Here is a 21,336-nt window from a genome sequence, read left to right as displayed (position 1 = left end):
GCCGTGTTGCCAGTCGAAGCGATGCAGCAGCGCATCGGGCTTGCCGCGCCGCCAGATCGCCACGACCAGCGCATCGGTGACATGCTGCGCCGTCATTGTATCGCCCATCGACAAGCCAATTACCTGGCTCATCGACGACGGCAGCTCGGAGATCGACAATGAAGTCGCCGAGTGTGGAACGTACAGGATCGCCATCGGCAGCAAGGACTGGCTGTACGCCCGCGCGAAGGCCGACGGCGAGCGGGCCGCCGCGATCTACACCGTGATCGAGACCTGCAAGCTCAACGGGATCGAGCCGCAGGCGACATCTCCGATGTCATCGCCAAGGGTGCTGGCGACTAGGGAGTGAAGCCGTATCAGCCAACGCATTCGGCCGAAGCATGTTTTCGGCGATTCCGACCGAACCCGACCGCAATCGTCGCTCCCACAAAAAGCTGTACGAGGATGGATTGCCAAGTCGGATACACACCCAGGATCGCGAGCTGGGGTGCGCCGTCCACCGGGTAGATATCCAGGATTCCCGCTTCCTGGAGCGCGGCTACCCCCTTGCCCGAGAGCCCGATCGTCAACCCCGCCATCAGCCACGAACTATAGCGAAAAAACTGGGTGATAGGGAGCGACCGGCTGTATCGAAGCATCGCGAAGGCTATCACACCCAGCAATGCGATCGCAGCTCCGGCGCCCCCAAATAGCGTGCCTTCGTTCCCTTGTGTCGAGAGCGCCGCGTAGAAGAGAATGGTCTCAAACACCTCCCGATAGACCACGACGAACGCCAGCCCAAAAAGGAACCAAGCAGATCCGCGTGACAGCGCGCGCGACATTTTCTCCCGAATGTAGCGCTGCCACTGATCGGCTTGCGCCTTGCCGTGCATCCAGATCCCAACCGACAGCAGCACGATCGCTGCCAACAGCGAACCGAAGCCCTCGGTGAGTTCCCGGCTCGCGCCGCTTATTCCGATCGCATAAGTGGCGACTGCCCAGGTGATCCCGCCGGCGACAAGCGCGGTGACCCACCCGCCGTGCACGTATCGAACGGCATCGAATCTTTCCGCCTTATGCAGAAACGCGAGCATGGCGACCACGATGAGGAGAGCTTCCATTCCCTCACGTAAAAGGATCGTAAAAGCGCCGAGGAAGGTTGATCCCCGCGTCGCGACGTTCGGCGCGAGAGCGGCGTCGGCGTCATCGAGAAGCCGTCCCAAGGCCGCTACCCGGTTGTTTATTGCATCATTGGAGCTGCCATTTTGAACCGCGGCACGGTATTCGCCCATCGCTCGTTCGATACGAGACATGAGCGCCGCGTCGCGAGCCGCGAGCGTTGGTTCGACCGGCTCAAATCCATCGAGATAGGCGGACAGCGCCAGCTCCTTCGCCAAGGGTAGATCGCCCCGTTGGAAAGCAGCAGCGCTAAGCGCGAGATCACTGCGCGCCAACGCGAGCGCGCTTGGATTCTCCTTCATCACCTGATCGGGGTGGCGACGCAGATAGGCGAGCACCGCGTCAGATCTGGTCGGTCCTATGCTGCCCGCAAGCTGCACCGAAGTAAGCCCAGCGAGTGTCTTGAGGTCGGGAATTTGCGCCCGCAGCCGCGGGTCCGACTTCCATAACTTCTCACCTTTTGCCGCCTGCACATCGGACAGCGCGAAGCTGCCGGCGCGAAACGCAAGCGCCCAGCGCTGATCGCCCGGGAGATTGGCGAAACTTGGCATCGCCGTGCCGTCTATGCCTTGGCTTATGACCTGATAGAGTCCGAACACGCTTCGCTGGCGTGCCCGCTCGACGTCAGTAAATGCGATGGGAGGGGTAGCAAGTTTCGCCGCGTAGATACCATGCCCGTCGCCGCTGACGCCATGACAAGACGCGCAGTTCTGTGCGAACAGCCGCGTTCCTGTCGCAAAATCAGGCGGCCGCGCGGGAGCGAGCGGAACCGGATAGGCTGCGAGCAGATCCACGGCGAGGCGATGCGCGAGCGCCGCCACCTCCTGCGGCGAGCTTTTGTGGGCGATCACGTCTTGAAGGTTCGACGCGCGTTGGACCAGTGCCGCGCGCGCGGGGGTGACAGGAAGGGCCCGCAGGTGGGCGGTCACGTCGGCGGCAAATTCCTTCATCTCGGCATATTCCGACCCGCTCTTTACGGACCCGTCGGCAACTGCCCCCCCATAATCGACCGCCACATAGTCGAGCAGCCGCCACGCCGTTTGAGCATCGCCCGTCCCTGCAAAGGCTACAGCTGGGCTGAGCAGACCAAGCGCGACGACCGCGACCCAGATCATGAGCGACCGCATCAGATGTCCCGCAACTTAAGATGAGCATCGGCGATCGCTTGCTCGTCGAAGTCGAACAGCCGCGGCGCGATCGTCAAAAATGACAATACGACCGGCAGCGTTTCTTCACCCCACGCGACGATCGCGGCGAACGTAGCCACGACAGGCATGGCGACGATCGTCGCCGTTATATCGCGGCTGAGTTGCCCGCCACACCCGGTGCAAACCCATCCTTCAGCGCGCCGAACGGACATCCATTTTACCCCTGATAGGTCGAGTGGTCAGGCGGCCAGCAGTTCGTCGGCCGGGCCAAAGAACTCATAATGGATGTGCTCACCCGCCACCCCTTCCTGGGTCAGGCCGCTGACGAACGTCCTCAGAAATGGCTTTGGCCCGCAGAGATATATCTCCGCCTCCATTAGCGGGGTGTTCGCTCGCAGCCAGTCGACCGAGACAAAGCCGTCCTCGTCGTGCGTCTGGCCCCGGACGTCAGTCTCCTGCGCATCACTGTAAAAGGTCGCGACCTTGATGTTGGCGTGACGGGCCGCCAGCGATTTAACGTGAGCATCCATGGCGTGGGTAACGCTGCTGGCCGTCGCGTGCACATAGTAGGTTGGCAGGGCCGGATGTTGCTTGGCAATCGCCTCGATCATGCTGACCATGGGCGTGAGCCCAACGCCGCCCGATAGCAAAATGACGGGACGTGCGGGATCGTTGGAGAGGAAGAAATCTCCCGAAGGGGGCGTTGTCTCCAGCACGTCACCTACATCGACAAAGTCGTGAAGATGTCGCGATCCGCCATTTCCGTTTGCCTCGCGCTTCACCGAGATCCGGTAATGATCAGACTGAGGCCCACACGAAATCGAATAGTTTCTTTTCAAGCCAGGCGCGTCTGCCGCATCGAAGCGGAACGTGAGATATTGACCCGGTCGATGCGGGATCACCTTGCCGCCGTCCACAGGACGAAGCACGAATGAGGTGATCAACGCGCTCTCCCGAATCTTTTCGGCGACGACGAATTTCCGCCAGCCGCTCCAACCTCCTTCCGAATGGACGATCACATCGCGCATAGCTGCCTCGCGGGCCTTGAGCACGCCGGCCAGGAACCAATACGCCTCGCCCCAAGCAGCAAGGATCTCATCGCTGGCGACTTCGCCCAGCACCTCGCTGATGGCTCCAAGCAAGGCAGTAGCCACGAAGGGGTAATGCGCTGGCAGGATATCAAACCCGATGTGCTTGTGAGATATCCGCTCGACCGCGGGCGCCAGCGCCGACAGATTGTCGATGTTCTGCGCGTAGGCGATGATCGCCGCCGAGAGTGCGTGCACCTGGCCACCACCCTCGCCTTGGTTCGCCTGATTGAAGAGGGCGCGGATATCGGCATCCTCGAATAGGCGCTCATACATCACCCGCGTGATGGTCGATCCGTGCTCCACGAGCGCAGGAACGGTAGCCTTGACGAGTGCAATTGTCTGCGGGCTCAGTTGATTGGTCATTTCGTTACTCCCTGTTGGGTGCGTTGGGGACGGTAAGTGATTGCCAGCTGGAGGCTTTCCGCGATGCGCTCGGCCTTCGCCTGCATTGCTTCGGCCGCGGCAGCCGGCAGCATCGCTGCGGTCGCCTCCCGCCAAAGCGTCAACCAGCGCCCGAACATCGCGGGGGTCAGAGCAGCCGCATGCTCGAGATGGATCGCGACCGGATTGCCTTTGTATCGGCCGCTCGTGAGCATCACCGACGACCAAAAATCCGTCAGCCGGCGGATATGGGCGGGCCAGTCGCCGACCGCCGCATTGAAGACTGGGCCAAGCATCTCGTCTTCCCGGACAAGGCCGTAGAAGCACGAGAGCAATGGCTCGATCGCCCGTTCCTGGATCTGGGGTTGAACGCTCATCTCGGGTCCTAAATGGTGCATTTGATATGCCTCTATTAAACATCACGAAAACATGCAACAAAAAAGAATGTTTTTATTGACGGCGCACGGCTCCGAAGCGCAGGCGGTGCAAAGCCGAGGGCCGAGGTGGATTCACGGCAAAGTTCAGCGCGAAGGCGCTCCCGGGCGGCGGTCCAGACCTCTTCAATAAGGCGACGATGGGGTATTGGCGATGCGCAGTGGCTTTTGGAGACGACGATGCAACTTACCCGGTTCACCGACTACGCCATCCGCGTGCTGCTTCACGTCGGTGCGCGCGAAGAAGGTCTGTCGTCGATCGCCGAGATAGCCGGCACTTACAGGATTTCGAAAAACAACCTTATGAAGGTCGCTCAGGATTTGGGCCGCGCAGGCTTCCTGACGAATGTCCGGGGACGGAACGGAGGCATGAAACTTGCCAGGCCCGCGTCAGAAATTCGGATTGGCGATGTCGTGCGGCATAGCGAACCCGGATTCGAGATGGTCGACTGTGGCTCCTGCCTCATCGCCCCTGCGTGCACCATGCCGCGTGTCCTGAGAGAGGCAACCGAGGCGTTTCTGGCTGTCCTCGATAAATACACAATCGAAGACATCCTCGTGCGGCGTGTGGATCTTCGGGCGCTTTTCGGCACCTTCGAGCCGCTAAAAAAGACGATTAAGCGCGTTGCCGTTGCTCAGGAAGTTCAGGAAGTTCAGGATGAATCCTACGATGATCAGGGTCCCGGCCTAGGCTCATGATCGTAAAAATCGATGCGCACCGTGACAGGGCCGATGACCTCGACGTGATGCGGCTCGTCCGGCCGCACGAGACCTGGAGACTGGGGAGTGAGCGTTTCCGGTGCGGATCCATCCTCTTTGCAATAGCGTAGCGTCCCCTCCAGAACGTTTATCACCCCCCAGACGTCCCGCTTCGTGCGATGCTCGTGCTGCAAGGCTTTCGGAAGAGTATCTGCGGTAAAGACGGGTGACGACCTGTAGGGCTCCGAAGGCGCCCGCGAGTCGGTCCCCGGTATATGCCGCGACGGGTGTCCAACGGCATCCGCGTCGAGCCCATGCTCATTTGCTATCTCGTTCACTTCGAACTCCTTCTTGGCCTTCAGCTGAAACGCCCGCAGATGATCTGGTGACGTGGTAGTGACGGGCGCGAGACTGTCGGCACCGTGGACGGCTAGCGGCGGCGTTAACGTTCGATCTCGGTTCGCAGCCGGCCTACGATTTCAGAAACATCGAGAGCGTCAGACCAATGGTCGATGTGACGACCGACCGGATCCAGAAAATGCGTGAACGCGCTGTGCGGCACGCGGTAACCATCGTCCTCACTTACACGGTTTCCAGCGAAAACCTTGAAAGCCCGCTTGGCGGCGTCGATCTGACTCGCGCTGCCGGTCAAGCCGGTGAAGCCAGGCCAAGGTTCGAGGAAGCGTCGCATGACATCTGGCGTGTCGCGCTCGGGGTCGACGGTGACATACAAGCCGACGATTTCGGGCGCCTGGCCTTCGAGTTGCTTGATCGACTGACTAAGCCTTGCAAGCGCCCGTGGGCACACGATCCGGCAATGCGTGAAGCCGAAATAGACTAGCATGTATCGTCCGCGATAGGAGCGTTCGGTGACAAGATTCCCATCGTGGTCTATCAGATTGAATTCCGGAGTGATCACGCCTCGATCCTCCTCGCCATGGTCAGCGTGAAGGCAAACAGGCCGTTCGATGTGCATCGGACCGCTAGGCCATCCTCTACGGCGCGCACAAATTCGTTGCCGGGCGGTGTCCCTGCCCCGCATCCTTCCGCCACGACCTCGCCGCAAAGCTGCAGCGTCCACTCGCATCCCTGAGGCATCCGACCAATAATTACCTCGTTTCCAAGCGGGCCAGCGATATCGAAATGCAACGCCCCCTCTCTGACGAAGGCCCGGCTGACTGCGATATCCTCATCGATACGGATGAGCGCGGGAGCTTCGAAAAATCCATCATCAAGGGGACGATTATAAAGCTTCCAAAGCCCGTCCGGCACGTTGAGGCGCGAATATCCGAGCAATACGTTCCCGGTATGCGGTTCCACTAGGGTGCGGTTCCCCTCGGCATCCTGTATCTGGTCATTGCGGGGATAATACAGGCCACCGTCAGCCCAGGTCGGGTGCATAAATCTATCAGCGTGGCGCAGAAGCCCGGTCAGCGATTGCTTATCACCCACCTCCGAGGTCCAGACCGCGGCCCAGCCGAAATCGCAATCGTCGCTGACGATGCGCTGACCCATGACCTCAGGGCGCTGCGGGACCCGAACCGAGATCGTGTCATCAGGCCCGGTGACGAGAAGATCATGGCTCTGCAGCGGATAGAGGGCACGGACCAGGTCGCGGTTCCACGCATTCATCAGTGCGCCCGTCCATGCGTCGACCCACGGAGACCGCAGCGCGTTGGGACGCGGGGTGCGGCTGTCGGCCGTCACCATCATGAGGAAATGACCATCGTCTCCAGCCCGACCGAATTCAGACCAGGCAGCCTCGTATCCGCGGATAACCTCGTCTGCGCGTGATTGACCATGGATTAGATCATGAAGTCGAAAGCCCAGGATCGCGGGCTGATTGCAGATCTGGAAGATGCAGTTGGGTTCGCACGCGACGCCGAGAAAACCGCTCTCCGCCATCAGCCAGTATACGTGTTCGTTGAGGCTGTTTTCGTCGTATAGGAATTCCTTCGGCTCCCCTCCCCAAAAAAATGACCAATGCCGAAAGGCAATCGCTTCAGGGCGAGCGAAGCGGTCGTCGCGAAAGAGGTAGTGAAACAGGAGCGCTGCCGACTGGACGTATGCGCTATACATTATGTTGTCCCGGCCGACCGGATCCCACTCCTCGTGGTAGCGGTCCGATAAATGAGCGTTGAAGATGCTCCCACCGCGGCTGACGTCGCGCCAATACATCCAGACTTCGGGGAGCAGCAATTTCTCGAACAGTCGCTCGAATATCGGTTTGAAGACACCGGGCGCTGCTGGCAGCCGATGGATATGTGCAAGGGCCAGCGCATACATCATATAGGCCAGCTGGAAACGGTAACCGCCGAAATCGTCCTGCCCGATCGAACGTCCCTTCATCAACGACCAGTCGTTTGGCTTCTGACGCGATAGATTCGCAAAATGGCGCAGATGCCCGACCTGTTCTCGATCTAATCCTGCGGCATGATGTGTATCGCTCACGACTGCGCCATCCTCACGACCGCCTTGATGGTCACGCCCGTATGGGTGTCCTCCACGGCCTGATTGAGATCGGCGAAGTCATAGACCCGGATCAGTTTTTCGAACGGAAACCGCCCCTGGCGCTGCAGCTGGATCATGCGATCGATAAAGACGTCGGGGACCGAGTCACCCTCGATGAAGCCCTGAACCTTCTGCCCGGCGAGAAGCATGGTCAGCCAGGGCAACTCCAACTGACGGTCGGGCGTGGGGGGAACTGCAACGAGGGCCAATGTCGCGAGCTTGCCCATCCCTGCCATGACCTGGCCTATCAGAGCTGGCACGCCAGCCGCATCGACGACATAGTCGACGCCGTGAGGCACGATTGCCCGAATAGCTGAACCGATGTCGCGGCCATCGCTGGTATCGATCACGTCCGTTGCCCCCAACGAGACCGCCAAATCGAGCCGGCTCCGAACGCGGTCGATAGCGATAATGGAAGCGCAGCCGGACACCACGGCGCCAAGCAGCGCCGCCAGTCCAACCGCACCGGTGCCGATGATTGCGATGGTCGAACCGGGTTCCGGCCGCAGCCCGTTCATCACGGTGCCGGCGCCAGTCTGGATACCACATCCCAACGGTCCGAGCAGCGTGAGATCCGCCTCCGGCGGCACCTTGACCGCGTTGCGCTCATTGGCGAGCGCGTAATAGGCGAAGGACGACTGGCCGAAATAGCCAATGCGCGCCTCTCCTCCATCGGCAAGCCGCGCGACTTGGCCCTGCGGCTCAGTCTGAAGATTGAGTGCGTCGAAATGCGCGCAATACATCGGAGCACCCATTTGGCATTCCCGGCAGGTCCCATCGGACATCGGAGCGAGAACGACGTGGTCGCCTACCGAGACTTTCGTGACTTCGGGACCGACGCTGTGAGCGATCCCAGCGCCCTCGTGACCGAAGATGGCAGGGAAAGGCGCGCCAAGCAGCCCGTCGCGGCTCGCGACATCACTGTGGCAGAGTCCCGTAGCAGCGATCCTGATAAGAACCTGTCCGACGCCAGGGTCGGGCAGTTCCACTTCCTCGAAAACGAAAGGTGTTCGAGGCTCTCTGCAAACGGCAGCCGTGGTTTTCATGTGCGTCACCTTTCGGCGAGAACATTGCAACGAGGATCCCGCGTCGTATTGAACGTTCCGAACGGGGATCGGACGTTCATGCTCCCGGAGACACGACTGGGCTAATTGGAAACTGCGCCGGACTTACTACCCCATCCTAGATCAGTCGATCTGGACATTCAGAGCAAAGCGGGTGCCGAAATCAGAGCGGCACAACCCTCCTTCGGTTCTGAACGAAGCGGTGAATTTCAGGTGTTATGTCTGGCTGCGAGGCTCGGCGCGGCGGTGACTTTGCCAGATGTTAAAGAACAGCGCTGCGCCCAAGCCAATGAGCTCCATCAAATACGCGAACTGAGGATCCAGCCCAGCGACGATACGCAGAAGTTGGCCCAACCCACCGTCGTTATCGCCTCGCATCGCCTTACCTCCACAATGGAGACTTGATTTAGGCCCGCGTCGGCGCGCGGATTAGCCAGCTAGCGTGCACCAGTGAGGTGTCGGTTCAATGCCGATCGACTGGCGTGCTAGTTGCCGTGGATCGTTCAGATCGATGTAGGCCGTGGGCAGAAAGCTATTTCCTAGTAGCGCGACATGGCCGTGATCACGCTGCCCTCTTCAGCCCCAGCGCCCCCCAAATCTCGGCAAGCGCCGCCACGAGATCGCGCATCATGGCGACATCGTGCGCCGGCCCAGGCGTCAAGCGTAGGCGCTCGGTGCCACGCGGCACGGTCGGAAAGTTGATAGGCTGGACGTAGATTGCATAGTGATCGAGCAGTTTGTCGCAAATCTCTTTGCAGCGAATTGGATCCCCCACCAGGAGAGGCACGATATGTGTGTCCGTGGCGAGAACGGGCAAGCCGGCCTGCCGCAACATGAGCTTGAGGCGCTGGGCGGCCGCTTGCTGGGCAGCCCGCTCCACACCCGAGCGCTTGAGATGACGAACGCTGGCGAGCGCGCCGGCCACCAGAACCGGGGACAGCGAGGTCGTGAAAATGAACCCAGGCGCGTATGACCGGATCACGTCGACAATCGCGCGATCGCCAGCGATGTATCCGCCCATGACGCCAAACGCCTTTGCCAGCGTTCCCTCGATGATGCTGATCCGATCAGCGACCCCGTCGCGTTCCGAGATGCCCCCGCCCCGGGCTCCGTACATCCCCACAGCGTGAACTTCGTCGACATAGGTCAGCGCATTATATCTGTCCGCAAGATCGCAGATTTCGCGCAAGGGCGCGACGTCGCCGTCCATTGAGTAGACGCTTTCCACAGCGATGAGCTTTGGTGTTTGGGCGCCGGCTGCAGCCAGCAGCCCTTCGAGATGGCCGACGTCGTTGTGGCGAAAGATCCGCTTCTCGGCGCGCGAGTTCCGGATTCCGGCAATCATTGATGCGTGATTGCATTCGTCCGAGAATATGATGCAACCCGACAGGACCTCGGCAAGCGTCGCGAGCGTCGCCTCGTTGGAGACGAAGCCGCTCGTGAACAACAGGGCGGCATCCTTGCCGTGCAGATCAGCGAGTTCAGCTTCAAGCTCAACGTGATAGTGTGTGTTGCCGCCGATGTTGCGCGTGCCGCCGGAGCCAGCGCCGACATCCCGAAGCGCAGCTTCCATCGCTGCGATCACGGCAGGATGCTGGCCCATCGTCAGATAGTCGTTCGAACACCAGACAGTCACGGGCTTGCTGCCGCCGGTGCCGGCCACGCACTGCGCGCGGGGGAAGGCGCCACGGTCTCGAAGGATGTCGACGAACACGCGGTAGCGTCCCTCGTCGTGAAGCTGATCGATGGCTTGTCGGAAGACTCGCTGATACTCAGGCGGCCGAACCTGGACAGCGGCATTCACTGCCTCGAGAGCAGACCCTCGTTCCATCACTGGTCCGGCAACGCTACCGGACCAACGTTCGGCCGCGTGGTGTTCCCCGTTCGACATTTTTGTGCCCTTCCGCCTAGCCAGCGTCGCGTGATTGAATTCAGTGGTAGCCGACGCCGGCTTTCAGTTTTCCGCGAAACACCCAGTATGACCACGCGGTGTAGAAGAGGATCACGGGCAGGAGGAACAGCGTTCCGATCAGCAGAAAGGCCTGGGTGTCCGGGGACGAACTCGCCTGCCAGAGTGAATACCTGTGGGGCACTATCATCGGCCAGAGACTGATCGCGATCCCCAGATACGATGTCAGGAAGAGGCCCAGGCCTGACAGGAATATACGGTTGTCGCCGCCGCTGCCTTTCACGCCGGTCCAACCAAACCAACAAATCGCGGCGGTCGCCAGCGGGACTGGAGAAAGGATAAGTGCGTTCGGCCAGGAGAACCAGCGGCGCATGATGTCGGGGTCGGTCGACGGCGTCCAAAGACTTACCAGGACAATTGCGGCGACGGTGCCTGCAAGAGCGCGGCCGCCCATGCGTCGGGCCCACAGTTGCAGCTCGCCCTCGGTCTTGATCACCAGCCAGCCAGCACCGAGCAGCGCGTATCCGAACATGAGCGCGATGCCAGTGGTGATCGAGAACGGCGTCAGCCAGTCCCATGATCCGCCGACGAATTCGCGCCCGCGAACGGTGAACCCCTGAATGAAGGCACCTAGCACCGCGCCCTGGGCAAACGTTGCGATTCCTGAACCATAGCAGAAGCCCTGCGCCCAAATACGCGAAATCCATGGCTGTTTGAAACGAAACTCGAAGGCGACGCCCCGGAATACCAGCGCGAGAAGCATGATCAGAACCGGAAAATAGACGGCCGGTATGATGATCGCGAACGCAAGAGGGAAAACCGACAGGAGCGCGACCCCGCCCAATATGAGCCATGTCTCGTTGCCGTCCCATATCGGCGCGATGGCGTTCATCACCATCGTCTTGTCGTGCTCATCCGCGAAACCATACAGGATGCCGACACCCAGATCGAAGCCGTCGAGCAGCACGTAAAGAAAGACGCTGACCGCGATGATCACTGTCCAGATAAGGACAAGGTCCAGAAGGCCGCCCATGTCTCAATCCCCCTCGGGTTCGTTGACGGCAACACTGAAAGGCGCCTCGTGCTGCAGACCCTGGACCGGCTCGTCGGGTGTGCTCGCAGCCGTTGGCCCGGCTCTGACCATGCCCGCCATGACCAAGATCCCCGCCGGGAACATGATCAGATAGACCGCCATGTAAGCGAGAAGCGACAGAAGGACGTCTGAGCCGGTAAGCGATGGGGAAACCGAATGGGCGGTGCGCATCAGGCCGTATACCGTCCAGGGCTGGCGCCCGACTTCGGTCGTCGTCCAGCCCGCGAGCACGGCGACGAAACCCAAGGGCGCGCTGAACTCGCAAGCCCGAAGATACCAGTTGGAGAAAAGCCTGCCACGCACCAGCATGAGCCAGCCGACCGCAACCACGCCAAGCATGATCAGCCCGATCCCGACCATGATCCTGAATGCGAAGAAGACCGGCCATACCGGGGGCCGTTGATCTGCGGGGAACGCCTTGAGCCCCTTGATCTCACCGTCGAGCGAGTGGGTCAGGATGAGGCTACCTGCGAGGGGCACCTCGAGTGCGAAACGATTGCGTTCGCCGGCCTGATCCGGGATCGCGAAAACCGTCAGGGGGACGCGGCGACCGGTTTCCCAACGGCCTTCGATCGCAGCCAGCTTCGCTGGTTGGTATTCGCGCGTATTCAGGCCGTGCAGGTCGCCAAGAAGGATCTGAGCTGGGACGAATACGGACAGGAAGCCTAACGCCATCTTCAGCATGCGACGGCCATCGGCCGCGTGGACACCGCGTCTTATCAAATATGCGGCCACTCCGAGGACGACGAAGCCGGTCGTGACATAAAACGCGCTGACATTGTGCGCGAGCCGGTAGGGAAACGAAGGATTGAAGATGATCTTCATCGAGTCGGTCGGGAAGAAGCGCCCATCGTGGATCGCGTAGCCCGCTGGCGTCTGCATCCAGCTGTTCACGGAAAGGATCCAGAACGAGGAAAAGAGAGTCCCGACTGCGACCATGCACGCGGCAAAGAAGTGAACGCCGCGCGGCACCAGCGTTCGCCCGAAGAGCAGGACGCCGAGGAACGTGGCTTCAAGGAAGAAGGCCATCAAGTCCTCATATGCCAGCATGGGCGAGATCACGTTGGCGGCTGCGTCCGAGAAGCGCGACCAGTTCGTCCCGAACTGGAATGGCATGATTATGCCCGACACGACCCCCATCGCGAACGACACCGCGAAAATTCGAGTCCAGAAGCGTGAGATCCGCAACCATGGCGAATTGCCGGTGAAGTAATAAAGGCCTTCCAATACGGCTATGTATGAGGCCAGTCCGACGGTGAACGCAGGCAGCAGTATGTGCCATCCGATCACCCACGCCCACTGCAATCGGGAGAGGAATAGTGGATCGAGATGCATGATCGAACTGCCTTCCAAATGTCAGCCACAATGATCCCGGTAGTCAGCGCCAATAATTGTTAGCCGCGGCGATCGTCTGAAAGTTCGTCGCGACGACCAGCGACGCCGAGATGAGCGCATCAGCGTCCTCGTCGTATGCGGGACGCAGTCGGGCGCGGACCTCGTCGTCCGGCTGGGTCTTCTTGACGGCTAGGCGAGAGAGCTTGAGCGCAAGCTCGAACCCCTGTTCGGCATTCTCGGTGATGATCGTGGGTAGATAGCCAACCATGGCCGTTGCTCCCGATGGCGCTGTGCGCAGCTTTTCGTTTTGGCGCCCGGTACATTCCGTGTCTCGATCGAGAATGCGGCGTCCCGGGCAGATCTGGATCCGCTACCGGCGTGCTTGGCGTTCGTGAAACGACAGCGGATAGGCTGCGTTGCGGATCGCGAGCATCGGGTCGGCAAGCGCGATGCCGGGGGGCGTGGTGCCAGGCAGGAAAAGCACCGACCGGTCGGCAAGCGCCGAATTCGAGCCGACGCGATCGAGGGTGATTACGCCCAACTTGATCAGTTCGCGGCTGTTCGGCCAGGCAATCGACGGATCCTCGATCACGTCACCAGGCTCCGCGATCTGCGCATACCACGTAAAGCGGACGGGATGGGCCGAGACTCGGGAAGTGATCTCGCTCGCCAGATAGTCAGGCGAACGGCCGACAAGTTCCGCGTCGCTCAAATAGCGTTCGCCCGCGTCGGGCACGAACCGGTAGCGCACGAAACGGGCATGTTGCGCACCATCGATAAACTGGAACGAGTTTACACCGAAATACGCGGTCGTGGCCCAGCTCACCGGAGGCGGCGCCTGTGACGTGAGAAACGTCTTCGCCACCGGATGCGTCACGAAAAACGCATCGAGCGCCGTGGGCTTGGGTGCTTGGGCACCGCTGGCCGCGATGGCCTCCAGCAGTTCGCCGAACTGACTAGCGTTGGATACGGGAAACCCGTTGAAGCTGTGGTTGACGACGTCATAGTTGCTGCCATCGGGAAGCAGGAACTTGATCGCAAATCCGCGGGGCGAAGCCCCGTTCTGGGTGTCCGGGATGTCGGGAATACCGGTGAAATCCGAAAATCGGGCGATGACCGGTGTCTTGGAACGGAATAGCGCGGCGCTCGACAGCAAGTGAGCATTCGGAGCTGGCTCGAAGTAGCCCGTGAGCATCGTACCCTTCGAATGCACCGCGCGGGCACCATGGGAACCGAAGGCCGCGTGGAGATCCTGGATGAGGTGGCCGGGGGTCCGCTCCGCCAACTGTTCGGGGTCCGCGATCGTCCGGCTATCCGCCGGTGGCACAACCTGCACACCCGGAGGCAAAGTCGATTGCGCCGGCGCCGATTGCGCCAACAGCAGGCAAGATGCGCACGACAGACTCGCTACGGCGCCCCCCCAGAATATCTTTTTCATCGCGGTTCCTCCCGTGACAATCGCTGGCGCCGGGATCGATGTGCCCGTCAGAACGACCATAGGCGTTGGTGGCGGGACGTTCTTTACTCCGGCCGCCGTCGTTTGTTTGCGACTGCTGCGCATCGGCGGTCACAAGGCGACGGAAACGAAATACGCCAACGTGGGGGTCAGATTGCGCCCAGTCCGCCCGAACTGTCGCCGCGGGGCGTCGCGCATGCCCGCGGATGCGAAGCTGATAGGATCGACCTTTGTCGCCAAGCGGAAATCAATCGATCGACAGACGACATCTGGGGTGAAGATCGAGATTGATGGCACCACCTCGGAATTGCGCACGTTCGGGTCCCAACGGTCAATTCGCTCTCACTGCCCAACATCGCCGCCAACGAGCGGGCTGCTTAACTCCTGTTTGTCGCCGCCTGCTTGGGCCTGCTCCCGGATCGAGCGGCCGGACAATATGGTCTCAAAGGCAAACGCCGCCAGCGCTCCAACCGAACAGATGAGTGCAGATCCGAACAGCGCGAACAGGATGTAGCCGGTGGCCGCGTTGCGCAGCACGCCGAGAAAAAGCGTCAAGGCTGCACAGCAGGTGAGCGCACCCGCAAAGGTCGCCAGCAGAACAGCCAGATCAAGCGCGCGCGAGCGCAATCGAAGGCGTGCCAGCTGTATAGGATGATCGGTCGAATCTTCGGCCAGCCGATCGACCCGGTCAGCTACGCGCCCCAGCCGTGTCGAAAACACGTTGAGTAGCGATGCAAGCCCAGTCAGCAGGAAGATGGGCGTCAGCGCGAGCTGGACAACGTGCGCCGCGCCAGTGGGGTCGATGGTGCCAAACATTCCTTCCTCATCCATCGGAGTACGTCACAAGGCAACCGCACGCCCGCGAGTCTGACGAACGTACGGTGACCTGCTAGCCGGAGCAGCGCTCTCGCAGCATCCATCTGTCAGCGTGTAGTACCAACTGGTGCCCGCACCGACAAAAAGTGCCTGAAACGGACAAGAACCGAATGCATCGACGGGCTAACCGCCTCCATTCCACGGAGACACCCATGCAAGCTATCCCAGACCTGTCCAGGCCCCTAGCTGCGGCGCTCGAAGCGGCGGACGGCGGTTGGCGTATCGGGCCTTGTCAGTCGACAAAGCATTCACAATGAGTGAGGCTGCAAGGATATGAAGGCTGTTGATCGCGTCTTCACGGGCGTTGCCGCAAGCATTGCGGCCGCGACCGGACAACCAGGCGCTTTTGGCACGGCGCTCGCCGTCATAATCCTCTGGGGTGCCACGGGCCCGCTGTTCGGCTATTCGGATACGTGGCAGCTTGTCGTCAACACGGCCACGACGATTGTTACGTTTCTAATGGTGTTCCTCATCCAGAACTCGCAGAACCGAGATGCCGCCGCCATCCAAGCAAAACTTGATGAACTGATACGCGCCTCCGATGGCGCTCGAAATCAATTTATCGGGATCGAACATCTGACGGACATCGAGATCGAAGCGGTGCGGCGCATGCTTGAGCACGAATTCCAGGGCGAGATTCCCGCATTGTCGGCGCGAAGCACCGTGCAGCGCCTGCAAAACCGAATTTAGCTAAGCGAGTTCGGCACCTGGACATGAACAACGTGCTTTGGTTTCGCGTCGACGGTCAGAATTCCACCCAGCCCACGGGCCAGCTGGGACGCGACTCTCGGCAGCCTCAGGTCGTCCCCGCATCGGGGGTCGCCGGGGCTTTTGACGGTCAGTTCGTAACCGCCCTCCCTCTTGATTGCCAGATCCACCTCTATCAGGATGGGGGCATCCGCGACTGAATGCTTTATCGCGTTGGTAACGAGCTCTGTCAGGATGAGCAGCAGACCCTCTGCGCTCGGAGCGTCGATCGAGCCCGAGTCGACGGCAAGCCGGAAGCGAACATCTTCTCGCGCGAAAACAAGGGCGACCGCTTCGCACAGCTGTTCGCAGGACCGCTCGAAGTCAGTTTCGTTTTTATCAGAGAGCAGGCGGTACAATTGCCCGATCACGACTACCCGTTCCTGCAGCTCCGCCGCCTGTCGGCGCTGGTCGAGAGCGGATAGGTCCGCGCGCAGCAGGCCGCCAGCCAAGGACGAGATGACCTGCAAACTGTTATAGAAACGGTGGTGAAGTTCGGTAATCAGCACCTCGTGCAGATCCTTCGAAACCTTGAGCGTCGTTTTCATAGAAGCCTCCCCGAGAACGGATACCCTGGTCCAGGTATCCGTTCTTGGTTCTCGCGCGCGCATTTTGACTGCATCGCTCAAGACCTCGGATGACAGGCAAAAGCCATGACAATTCGAAAATCGAAAATCGCTCATTAGTCTGCCCGCGCTGGCATGGCTGCTCGTCGGCGATAAAGAAAAAACGGCACAATGCTCCGGTGTGCCCCAGTGCCTCCTGAACGCTGGCGCGATCTCGGCCGGATCATCAGCATTCGCATAGAGAACCTACCCAAATCTTTTGAAGGCGGCATCAACGCGTGCGGCTGCGGAGAGTAGGCCGCAGGCGGCCTCGACTGGCGCGGAGGCCGCCGAACTTACGGCCTAATGCGCTGTTTTCAGGTCGGTGAAATCGCATCGACGCAATGAACGCCCTGCCCTGTCCCCTGATTTGAGGAATTGGCCACCCCGCAGCACGCTGGAAGCCGAAAATTTCGTCACAATACCCGCTTCTTGCCTTCGAACCCATCCTTCACAGCGTCAATCCAGGCGACGATCTCGCGTTCGCTCCATCGCGAGGCGAACTGTGAAATCTTGTAGGGCGCTGGGAAGCGCTGCTGCTGGATCAGACGATAGATCATCGTCTTGCCGAGCCCGACGCGACGTTTCACTTCGTCGAGCCGTATCAAACGATCGGCGCTATCGCTATTCATCAACGGAATACGCCATCGGATTTTTGAGCCAGTCATTCAGATCGGATTCGCGCCAGCCCATGCAGCGGGTGCTGATGGCGATCTGTTGAGGGAAAGTTCGGGACGCGACTTTGCGGTAGAGCGTCGAGCGGGTAAGCCCTGTCTTCAAAAGGACGTCGTTGAGCCGAATGATACGGTCGGAGCTGTCGTTCGCCATGACATCTTCCTGATTTCAATACATCTTGGCGAGCATTCAGCGTTAATTTTTAAGGATCAAGAGGCTGATCGCACGCCTCGTACCATAGCGTGCAAAGACTTGTTGGGGCGTAGCCCTCTTTGAATGGAGGCGTCGGATTACGTTCCGCGCTGTCGTGCGGCCGTGCTTTCCAGCGCATGCGCGCCGCCGAGTCGCTTACGCGTCTTGGTCCATGGGGATGATTATCACTGACGCAGCGGCACGGCCGTGTGAAGCGGTACGCGGGGACCAATTGAGCGCGCGCTGACGGCCTTCTGCGAAGCCGTCAGGGGTCGCAGCGTTTTTGTTTTCCGCGTGGCACACTCGATACGACCGGAGGGCGCGGCGGCGGCTGACCCACATGCCCGCGCGCACGCGGTTGCGCCGCCGACCGGATTCGAGAGTGCGTCTTTGTGCAGCTCCGATGGAGCTGGGCAGCGCCTCGCGCTGCGGTGCTGCGGACATCGCGCGAGCGCGATGTCGTTGGCCTCCGGCTTTCGAATTGGCGGAGGTGGGCGTCGCTACCCTGTAGTCCCGCCGCGGAGGGTCGCAAGCCAGCTGTGCCGGCTCCTCCACTCATGTTTCGGCCCTGCGGGTGCCGCCCGCCACTCTTGCGGGACTGCCGGTCCGCTCCTGCCGCCCACCCCCGCCATTCCGGCGCCGGTTGCGGTGGTTTGAAGGAGTGAGGACGATGCAGGACAAGACCGAGACCAACCGTGCGAGCCTCTATGCCGAGGTGACGGCGCGCGTGATTGCTGAGCTGGAGGCGGGACGGTTGCCTTGGGTTCAACCGTGGGACGCAGCGTCATGCGGTTGCACCATGCCGCACAATGCGGGGACTGAGCGGCGCTACTCCGGGATTAACATACTGATCCTGTGGGCGGCGGTGATCGAGGGACGGTACGCGTCGCAGCGCTGGCTGACCTACCGGCAGGCGCACGCGGCAGGCGGCAATGTACGCAAGGGTGAGCGGGGCACGACCGTTTGCTATGCCGATCGCTTTACGCCGAAGGGCGAGGAAGCGCGAGCGCAGGACGAGGATCGCGATGCGCGGCAGATTGCGTTTCTCAAGCGCTTTACCGTGTTCAATGTCGACCAGTGTGAGGGACTGCCCGAGGCGCTGACCGCAACGCCGGACATGCCGGCTGAGGCGGAGATATTGCCGCAGGTGCGGGTTCTGATCGCAGCAAGTGGTGCAGACTTTCACGTCGGGGGCGGGGAAGCCTATTATTCTCCCGGTGGCGATTATGTCGCGGTGCCGCCGCAGGCTGCATTCGGCGAGCCGATCAACTGGTATCGCACCGCACTGCACGAACTCGGGCATTGGACCGGGCACAAGAGCCGATTGGATCGTGATCAGCGCGGCAGCTTTGGCAGTGGTGACTATGCCCGCGAGGAACTGGTTGCCGAGATGGCCAGCGCGTTCGCCTGTGCATCGCTGTCGATCCAGCCCACCGTGCGGCATGCCGACTATATTGGCAGTTGGCTTGCCGTGCTGCGTGAAGATGAAAAGGCGATCTTCCGCGCGGCCAGCGCCGCTAGCAAGGCGGCGGATTACCTGCTCGCCTTTCGCGGCGAAGGTGCCGACGTTACCCAGCAGGAGTCGGTCGCATGACCGGCGATCCCGAAGACCTGAAGGCGCGCGCCCGGCGCGCCTTCGATCGATCGACGGACGCGGACCATGGCGAGTGGCACGGGCCGGTTCATCCCGAGCAACTGGCGACGATGGAGCGCGCCATGCTGTCTCTCTCGCGCACGACGCGCGAGGTGTTTCTCGCGCATCGGCTGGACGGTTCGAGCTATGCCGAAATCGCGCGGGCAACCGGGCTGAGCATCCGACAGGTTGAGCGGCACATGGTGAAAGCGCTGCTTTGGCTGTCACGCTTCCTGGACGGTGACGACCGCACGTCCTGGCAGCGCTGGTGGGATGCGCGAAGGCGACGGTGGTTCTCTTGATATCCGGCACATCGCCCGGCGCATGCCGGGTGATATTGGCGCAGCGCCAACGTAACGCTAGGAGGAGTTTATGAAATCCGAGCTCGACCATTTGCCGGCGGCCAAGCAGCGCGAGCTGGAGCGTGTCGTGCAGATCATCTTCGAGGAATTCGAGGATGCCTTTGCGCTGTCCACGCACCCGTGGAAGAAGAAGGGTCGCATTCAGAAGGTCGTCCTTTACGGCAGCTATGCGCGCGGCGGCTGGGTCGACGAGCCCCATACCGCCAAGGGATATCAATCCGATTTCGATCTGCTGATCATCGTCACCGACAAGCGCCTGACCGATCGGGTCGAATATTGGTCGAAGCTCGACGACCGGCTGATCCGCGAGCTGTCGGTCACCAAGACGCTGCGCACGCCGGTCAATTTCATCGTCCACACCTTGGGCGAGGTGAATGACGGCCTGGCCCATGGCCGATACTTCTTCATGGACGTCGCGAAGGACGGCATCGCGCTTTATCAGAGCGAGGATAGCGAACTTCACGAGCCCAAGCCCAAGACGCCGGCGCAGGCGCTGTGCATGGCCAAGGACTATTTCGAGGAATGGCTCCCCAGCGGGCAGCAGTTCCTAGAGACGGCGCAATTTGCGGCCAGCCGCAAATGGAACAAGAAATCTGCCTTCCTGCTCCATCAGGCTGCCGAAAGCCTTTATCATTGCGTGCTGCTGGTCTGTACCTTCTACACACCGCACGTCCACAATCTCGGCTTCCTTCGGACGCAAGCCGAGCGCCTTGATCGACGGCTCACTCACGTCTGGCCGCGCGACAATCACAAGCAGCGCGCGATGTTCGAAAAGCTCCGGGAAGCCTATGTGAAAGCGCGCTACTCGAAGCATTACAAGATCAGCGAGGAAGAGCTTTCCTGGCTTGGCGAGCAGGTCGACGAACTGGGTCGCGTCGTTCATGCGATCTGTTCGGAACGCATCGCCGCGCTCGAACAGAAGGCGGCCGCTTAACGCTCTGACGTATCGCCGTCGTTCCGCTGTAGCGCGCCCGCGATCATCGCGGCGAGCGCTTCCTCTGCGCGGGCGCGCGTGGCCTTCTCCTTCGATAGCAATTCCTGCCGAATCCATTCGGGCGTCCGCGCGATCGTGGCGGTAAGCACGGCCAGTGGGTCATCATTCATCGTTCCTATTCGGACGTGGCTGCATCGGCGGCAAACGCGAAGGCGCGCTTGCCGCGGCGTCGCCAGAGCGTGAGCATTTCTTCGCGGCGTTCGCTCTGCAACATCGCGACGCCTCCCAGCAGCAATCCGAAGATCACGGCGCGATCGTCGTCGGTCAGCTCGATCAGGCCAGCCTTGGCAACGAGGCCCCCCAGCTCGATCAGCTGTCGCGTTCGTTCGCGACGCTTCACCGCCCATGCCCGGCTGTCATTACGCGCCGCCCTCGCCTGAAACCGATGCCGCGCCGCCACGGTCCGTCTGCTCGCAGCGTGCAGTGTCGCGAGCGCCGCCGCCAGCTTTGCTTGCGACCTGAAAGAACGCGGCACCGCGCCGGCGCCAACCCTCCTTCGTCGTCTGCTCTTCCGTCTCTGTGGCGCCAAGCAGAGCGCCCGCAAGTTGCTCGAGCGGCAAGGCATCGGCATTGGTGGCGATTACCAGCTCACCGAGCTGGCGCAGCCGCTGCTCCTTGAGTTGCCGCGTCTTGTCATTCAGCAACTTCAGTTCCGCGTCGTAGTCACAGGGTTTGCGCATGGTTCTTCCTCCTTCTCGGGGTGAGGACGAACCAGTTATCGTCACGGTCGATCAGGCACAATATCCTGAAATCTCTTGGGATTGCCCAGTCCCGAGAAAGATGAAATCTTTTGAGGGCGCGCTTATACGTCGTGCCGACGTGCGCTTTGAGGTGTAAGTGGATTGCCGTCATGGCAATCTACCATTTCTCGGCAAAGGTCATCTCGCGCGGCAGCGGCTCCAATGCGCTCGCTGCTGCGGCCTATCGCTCCGCCTCGCGGCTCTACGATAACCGGCTCGATCGCCATCACGAC

Annotated in this window: 25 protein-coding genes and 1 pseudogene; 5 read left to right on the top strand and 21 right to left on the bottom strand. The window is 61.0% G+C overall.

Annotated elements, in window-relative coordinates:
• Positions 1–12 precede the first annotated feature (12 nt).
• The 5 genes and pseudogenes from U1872_RS22880 to U1872_RS15945 all read right to left on the bottom strand — a co-directional run.
• Positions 13–126, bottom strand: a pseudogene (locus U1872_RS22880) (IS3 family transposase); the annotation flags it as partial.
• Positions 127–356: 230 nt separating this feature from the next.
• Complete coding sequence (locus tag U1872_RS15960; RefSeq protein WP_332793909.1) at positions 357–2,285, bottom strand: FTR1 family protein; 1,929 nt, start codon at positions 2,283–2,285, stop codon at positions 357–359.
• Positions 2,285–2,518, bottom strand: coding sequence for a hypothetical protein (locus U1872_RS15955; protein ID WP_332793908.1), 234 nt, complete (start codon positions 2,516–2,518; stop codon positions 2,285–2,287). Before U1872_RS15955 ends, U1872_RS15960 begins: the two co-directional genes overlap by 1 nt.
• A gap of 27 nt (positions 2,519–2,545) precedes the next feature.
• A complete protein-coding gene (gene hmpA / locus U1872_RS15950) occupies positions 2,546–3,760 on the bottom strand; it encodes an NO-inducible flavohemoprotein (RefSeq protein WP_332793907.1) in 1,215 nt (404 codons plus the stop codon).
• Positions 3,757–4,155, bottom strand: coding sequence for a group III truncated hemoglobin (locus U1872_RS15945; RefSeq protein WP_332793906.1), 399 nt, complete (start codon positions 4,153–4,155; stop codon positions 3,757–3,759). The genes hmpA and U1872_RS15945 overlap by 4 nt, the downstream gene beginning before the upstream one ends.
• Positions 4,156–4,392: 237 nt before the next feature.
• Here U1872_RS15945 and U1872_RS15940 point away from each other — a divergent pair, with 237 nt between their 5' ends.
• Positions 4,393–4,911 (top strand): Rrf2 family transcriptional regulator, encoded by a 519-nt coding sequence (locus tag U1872_RS15940; protein WP_332793905.1) that lies wholly within the window; start codon positions 4,393–4,395, stop codon positions 4,909–4,911.
• Here the strand turns inward: U1872_RS15940 and U1872_RS15935 are convergent.
• The 10 genes from U1872_RS15935 to U1872_RS15890 all read right to left on the bottom strand — a co-directional run bounded on the left by U1872_RS15935 (position 4,887) and on the right by U1872_RS15890 (position 15,095).
• Entirely contained in the window at positions 4,887–5,249 is a 363-nt protein-coding gene (locus U1872_RS15935) for a TehB family protein (RefSeq protein WP_332793904.1), read from the bottom strand. The two genes, U1872_RS15940 and U1872_RS15935, sit on opposite strands and share 25 nt — an antisense overlap.
• Positions 5,250–5,353: 104 nt before the next feature.
• Positions 5,354–5,830, bottom strand: a complete 477-nt coding sequence (locus U1872_RS15930) for an SCO family protein (protein WP_332793903.1) — start codon at positions 5,828–5,830, stop codon at positions 5,354–5,356.
• Complete coding sequence (locus tag U1872_RS15925; RefSeq protein ID WP_332793902.1) at positions 5,827–7,362, bottom strand: linalool dehydratase/isomerase domain-containing protein; 1,536 nt, start codon at positions 7,360–7,362, stop codon at positions 5,827–5,829. Before U1872_RS15925 ends, U1872_RS15930 begins: the two co-directional genes overlap by 4 nt.
• The gene (locus tag U1872_RS15920; protein ID WP_332793901.1) at positions 7,359–8,468 is read right to left on the bottom strand and encodes an NAD(P)-dependent alcohol dehydrogenase; all 1,110 of its coding nucleotides are present in this window, start codon (positions 8,466–8,468) and stop codon (positions 7,359–7,361) included. The genes U1872_RS15925 and U1872_RS15920 overlap by 4 nt, the downstream gene beginning before the upstream one ends.
• Before the next feature lie 580 nt (positions 8,469–9,048).
• Positions 9,049–10,317 carry a 5-aminolevulinate synthase gene (hemA, locus tag U1872_RS15915; RefSeq protein ID WP_332794118.1) on the bottom strand — a complete coding sequence of 423 codons (1,269 nt, stop codon included), beginning with the start codon at positions 10,315–10,317 and terminating at the stop codon, positions 9,049–9,051.
• A gap of 100 nt (positions 10,318–10,417) precedes the next feature.
• Positions 10,418–11,428: a cytochrome d ubiquinol oxidase subunit II gene (locus tag U1872_RS15910; RefSeq protein WP_332793900.1), complete on the bottom strand. Its 1,011-nt coding sequence runs from the start codon at positions 11,426–11,428 to the stop codon at positions 10,418–10,420.
• Between the two features lie 3 nt (positions 11,429–11,431).
• Positions 11,432–12,823 carry a cytochrome ubiquinol oxidase subunit I gene (locus U1872_RS15905; protein WP_332793899.1) on the bottom strand — a complete coding sequence of 464 codons (1,392 nt, stop codon included), beginning with the start codon at positions 12,821–12,823 and terminating at the stop codon, positions 11,432–11,434.
• Positions 12,824–12,866: 43 nt separating this feature from the next.
• On the bottom strand, positions 12,867–13,091 hold the full coding sequence (locus U1872_RS15900; protein WP_332793898.1) for a hexameric tyrosine-coordinated heme protein: 225 nt from the start codon (positions 13,089–13,091) through the stop codon (positions 12,867–12,869).
• A gap of 102 nt (positions 13,092–13,193) precedes the next feature.
• Positions 13,194–14,261, bottom strand: coding sequence for a catalase family peroxidase (locus U1872_RS15895; protein WP_332793897.1), 1,068 nt, complete (start codon positions 14,259–14,261; stop codon positions 13,194–13,196).
• A 360-nt stretch (positions 14,262–14,621) separates the two neighbouring features.
• The gene (locus U1872_RS15890; protein ID WP_332793896.1) at positions 14,622–15,095 is read right to left on the bottom strand and encodes a DUF2721 domain-containing protein; all 474 of its coding nucleotides are present in this window, start codon (positions 15,093–15,095) and stop codon (positions 14,622–14,624) included.
• A gap of 333 nt (positions 15,096–15,428) precedes the next feature.
• Here U1872_RS15890 and U1872_RS15885 point away from each other — a divergent pair, with 333 nt between their 5' ends.
• Positions 15,429–15,845, top strand: a complete 417-nt coding sequence (locus tag U1872_RS15885) for a low affinity iron permease family protein (protein WP_332793895.1) — start codon at positions 15,429–15,431, stop codon at positions 15,843–15,845.
• Here U1872_RS15885 and U1872_RS15880 read toward each other — a convergent pair.
• The 3 genes from U1872_RS15880 to U1872_RS15870 all read right to left on the bottom strand — a co-directional run bounded on the left by U1872_RS15880 (position 15,842) and on the right by U1872_RS15870 (position 17,335).
• On the bottom strand, positions 15,842–16,450 hold the full coding sequence (locus tag U1872_RS15880) for a histidine kinase dimerization/phosphoacceptor domain -containing protein (RefSeq protein WP_332793894.1): 609 nt from the start codon (positions 16,448–16,450) through the stop codon (positions 15,842–15,844). The two genes, U1872_RS15885 and U1872_RS15880, sit on opposite strands and share 4 nt — an antisense overlap.
• A 473-nt stretch (positions 16,451–16,923) precedes the next feature.
• Entirely contained in the window at positions 16,924–17,139 is a 216-nt protein-coding gene (locus U1872_RS15875) for a helix-turn-helix transcriptional regulator (protein WP_332793893.1), read from the bottom strand.
• Positions 17,132–17,335, bottom strand: a complete 204-nt coding sequence (locus U1872_RS15870) for a helix-turn-helix transcriptional regulator (protein WP_332793892.1) — start codon at positions 17,333–17,335, stop codon at positions 17,132–17,134. Before U1872_RS15870 ends, U1872_RS15875 begins: the two co-directional genes overlap by 8 nt.
• Before the next feature lie 709 nt (positions 17,336–18,044).
• Here U1872_RS15870 and U1872_RS15865 point away from each other — a divergent pair.
• The 3 genes from U1872_RS15865 (at position 18,045) to U1872_RS15855 (ending at position 20,303) form a co-directional block, all read left to right on the top strand.
• Entirely contained in the window at positions 18,045–18,968 is a 924-nt protein-coding gene (locus U1872_RS15865) for an ArdC family protein (protein ID WP_332793891.1), read from the top strand.
• A complete protein-coding gene (locus U1872_RS15860) occupies positions 18,965–19,309 on the top strand; it encodes a sigma-70 region 4 domain-containing protein (protein ID WP_332793890.1) in 345 nt (114 codons plus the stop codon). The genes U1872_RS15865 and U1872_RS15860 overlap by 4 nt, the downstream gene beginning before the upstream one ends.
• 70 nt (positions 19,310–19,379) lie before the next feature.
• Positions 19,380–20,303, top strand: coding sequence for a nucleotidyltransferase and HEPN domain-containing protein (locus U1872_RS15855; RefSeq protein ID WP_332793889.1), 924 nt, complete (start codon positions 19,380–19,382; stop codon positions 20,301–20,303).
• Here the strand turns inward: U1872_RS15855 and U1872_RS15850 are convergent.
• Genes U1872_RS15850 through U1872_RS15840 form a run of 3 tightly spaced genes read right to left on the bottom strand, consistent with a single transcriptional unit; the run spans position 20,300 to position 21,043 of the window.
• Positions 20,300–20,473 carry a hypothetical protein gene (locus U1872_RS15850; RefSeq protein ID WP_332793888.1) on the bottom strand — a complete coding sequence of 58 codons (174 nt, stop codon included), beginning with the start codon at positions 20,471–20,473 and terminating at the stop codon, positions 20,300–20,302. The two genes, U1872_RS15855 and U1872_RS15850, sit on opposite strands and share 4 nt — an antisense overlap.
• A 5-nt stretch (positions 20,474–20,478) precedes the next feature.
• Entirely contained in the window at positions 20,479–20,703 is a 225-nt protein-coding gene (locus U1872_RS15845; protein ID WP_332793887.1) for a conjugal transfer protein TraD, read from the bottom strand.
• Between the two features lie 19 nt (positions 20,704–20,722).
• Positions 20,723–21,043 (bottom strand): conjugal transfer protein TraD, encoded by a 321-nt coding sequence (locus U1872_RS15840; RefSeq protein WP_332793886.1) that lies wholly within the window; start codon positions 21,041–21,043, stop codon positions 20,723–20,725.
• Between the last annotated feature and the right edge of the window lie 293 nt (positions 21,044–21,336).

It is taken from the genome of Parasphingomonas frigoris, assembly GCF_036663815.1.
GTDB lineage: Bacteria > Pseudomonadota > Alphaproteobacteria > Sphingomonadales > Sphingomonadaceae > Sphingomonas.
Note: the sequence above shows the minus strand (reverse complement) of the source record. Positions and strands in the feature narration are given on the sequence as shown.

Coding starts and splice junctions, on each gene's coding strand:
- U1872_RS15960 (WP_332793909.1), bottom strand. CDS start 2,285: ATGCGGTCGCTCATGATCTGGGTCGCGGTCGTCGCGCTTGGTCTGCTC.
- U1872_RS15955 (WP_332793908.1), bottom strand. CDS start 2,518: ATGTCCGTTCGGCGCGCTGAAGGATGGGTTTGCACCGGGTGTGGCGGG.
- hmpA (WP_332793907.1), bottom strand. CDS start 3,760: ATGACCAATCAACTGAGCCCGCAGACAATTGCACTCGTCAAGGCTACC.
- U1872_RS15945 (WP_332793906.1), bottom strand. CDS start 4,155: ATGAGCGTTCAACCCCAGATCCAGGAACGGGCGATCGAGCCATTGCTC.
- U1872_RS15940 (WP_332793905.1), top strand. CDS start 4,393: ATGCAACTTACCCGGTTCACCGACTACGCCATCCGCGTGCTGCTTCAC.
- U1872_RS15920 (WP_332793901.1), bottom strand. CDS start 8,468: ATGAAAACCACGGCTGCCGTTTGCAGAGAGCCTCGAACACCTTTCGTT.
- hemA (WP_332794118.1), bottom strand. CDS start 10,317: ATGGAACGAGGGTCTGCTCTCGAGGCAGTGAATGCCGCTGTCCAGGTT.
- U1872_RS15910 (WP_332793900.1), bottom strand. CDS start 11,428: ATGGGCGGCCTTCTGGACCTTGTCCTTATCTGGACAGTGATCATCGCG.
- U1872_RS15905 (WP_332793899.1), bottom strand. CDS start 12,823: ATGCATCTCGATCCACTATTCCTCTCCCGATTGCAGTGGGCGTGGGTG.
- U1872_RS15900 (WP_332793898.1), bottom strand. CDS start 13,091: ATGGTTGGCTATCTACCCACGATCATCACCGAGAATGCCGAACAGGGG.
- U1872_RS15895 (WP_332793897.1), bottom strand. CDS start 14,261: ATGAAAAAGATATTCTGGGGGGGCGCCGTAGCGAGTCTGTCGTGCGCA.
- U1872_RS15890 (WP_332793896.1), bottom strand. CDS start 15,095: ATGTTTGGCACCATCGACCCCACTGGCGCGGCGCACGTTGTCCAGCTC.
- U1872_RS15885 (WP_332793895.1), top strand. CDS start 15,429: ATGAAGGCTGTTGATCGCGTCTTCACGGGCGTTGCCGCAAGCATTGCG.
- U1872_RS15880 (WP_332793894.1), bottom strand. CDS start 16,450: ATGAAAACGACGCTCAAGGTTTCGAAGGATCTGCACGAGGTGCTGATT.
- U1872_RS15875 (WP_332793893.1), bottom strand. CDS start 17,139: ATGAATAGCGATAGCGCCGATCGTTTGATACGGCTCGACGAAGTGAAA.
- U1872_RS15870 (WP_332793892.1), bottom strand. CDS start 17,335: ATGGCGAACGACAGCTCCGACCGTATCATTCGGCTCAACGACGTCCTT.
- U1872_RS15865 (WP_332793891.1), top strand. CDS start 18,045: ATGCAGGACAAGACCGAGACCAACCGTGCGAGCCTCTATGCCGAGGTG.
- U1872_RS15860 (WP_332793890.1), top strand. CDS start 18,965: ATGACCGGCGATCCCGAAGACCTGAAGGCGCGCGCCCGGCGCGCCTTC.
- U1872_RS15855 (WP_332793889.1), top strand. CDS start 19,380: ATGAAATCCGAGCTCGACCATTTGCCGGCGGCCAAGCAGCGCGAGCTG.
- U1872_RS15850 (WP_332793888.1), bottom strand. CDS start 20,473: ATGAATGATGACCCACTGGCCGTGCTTACCGCCACGATCGCGCGGACG.
- U1872_RS15840 (WP_332793886.1), bottom strand. CDS start 21,043: ATGCGCAAACCCTGTGACTACGACGCGGAACTGAAGTTGCTGAATGAC.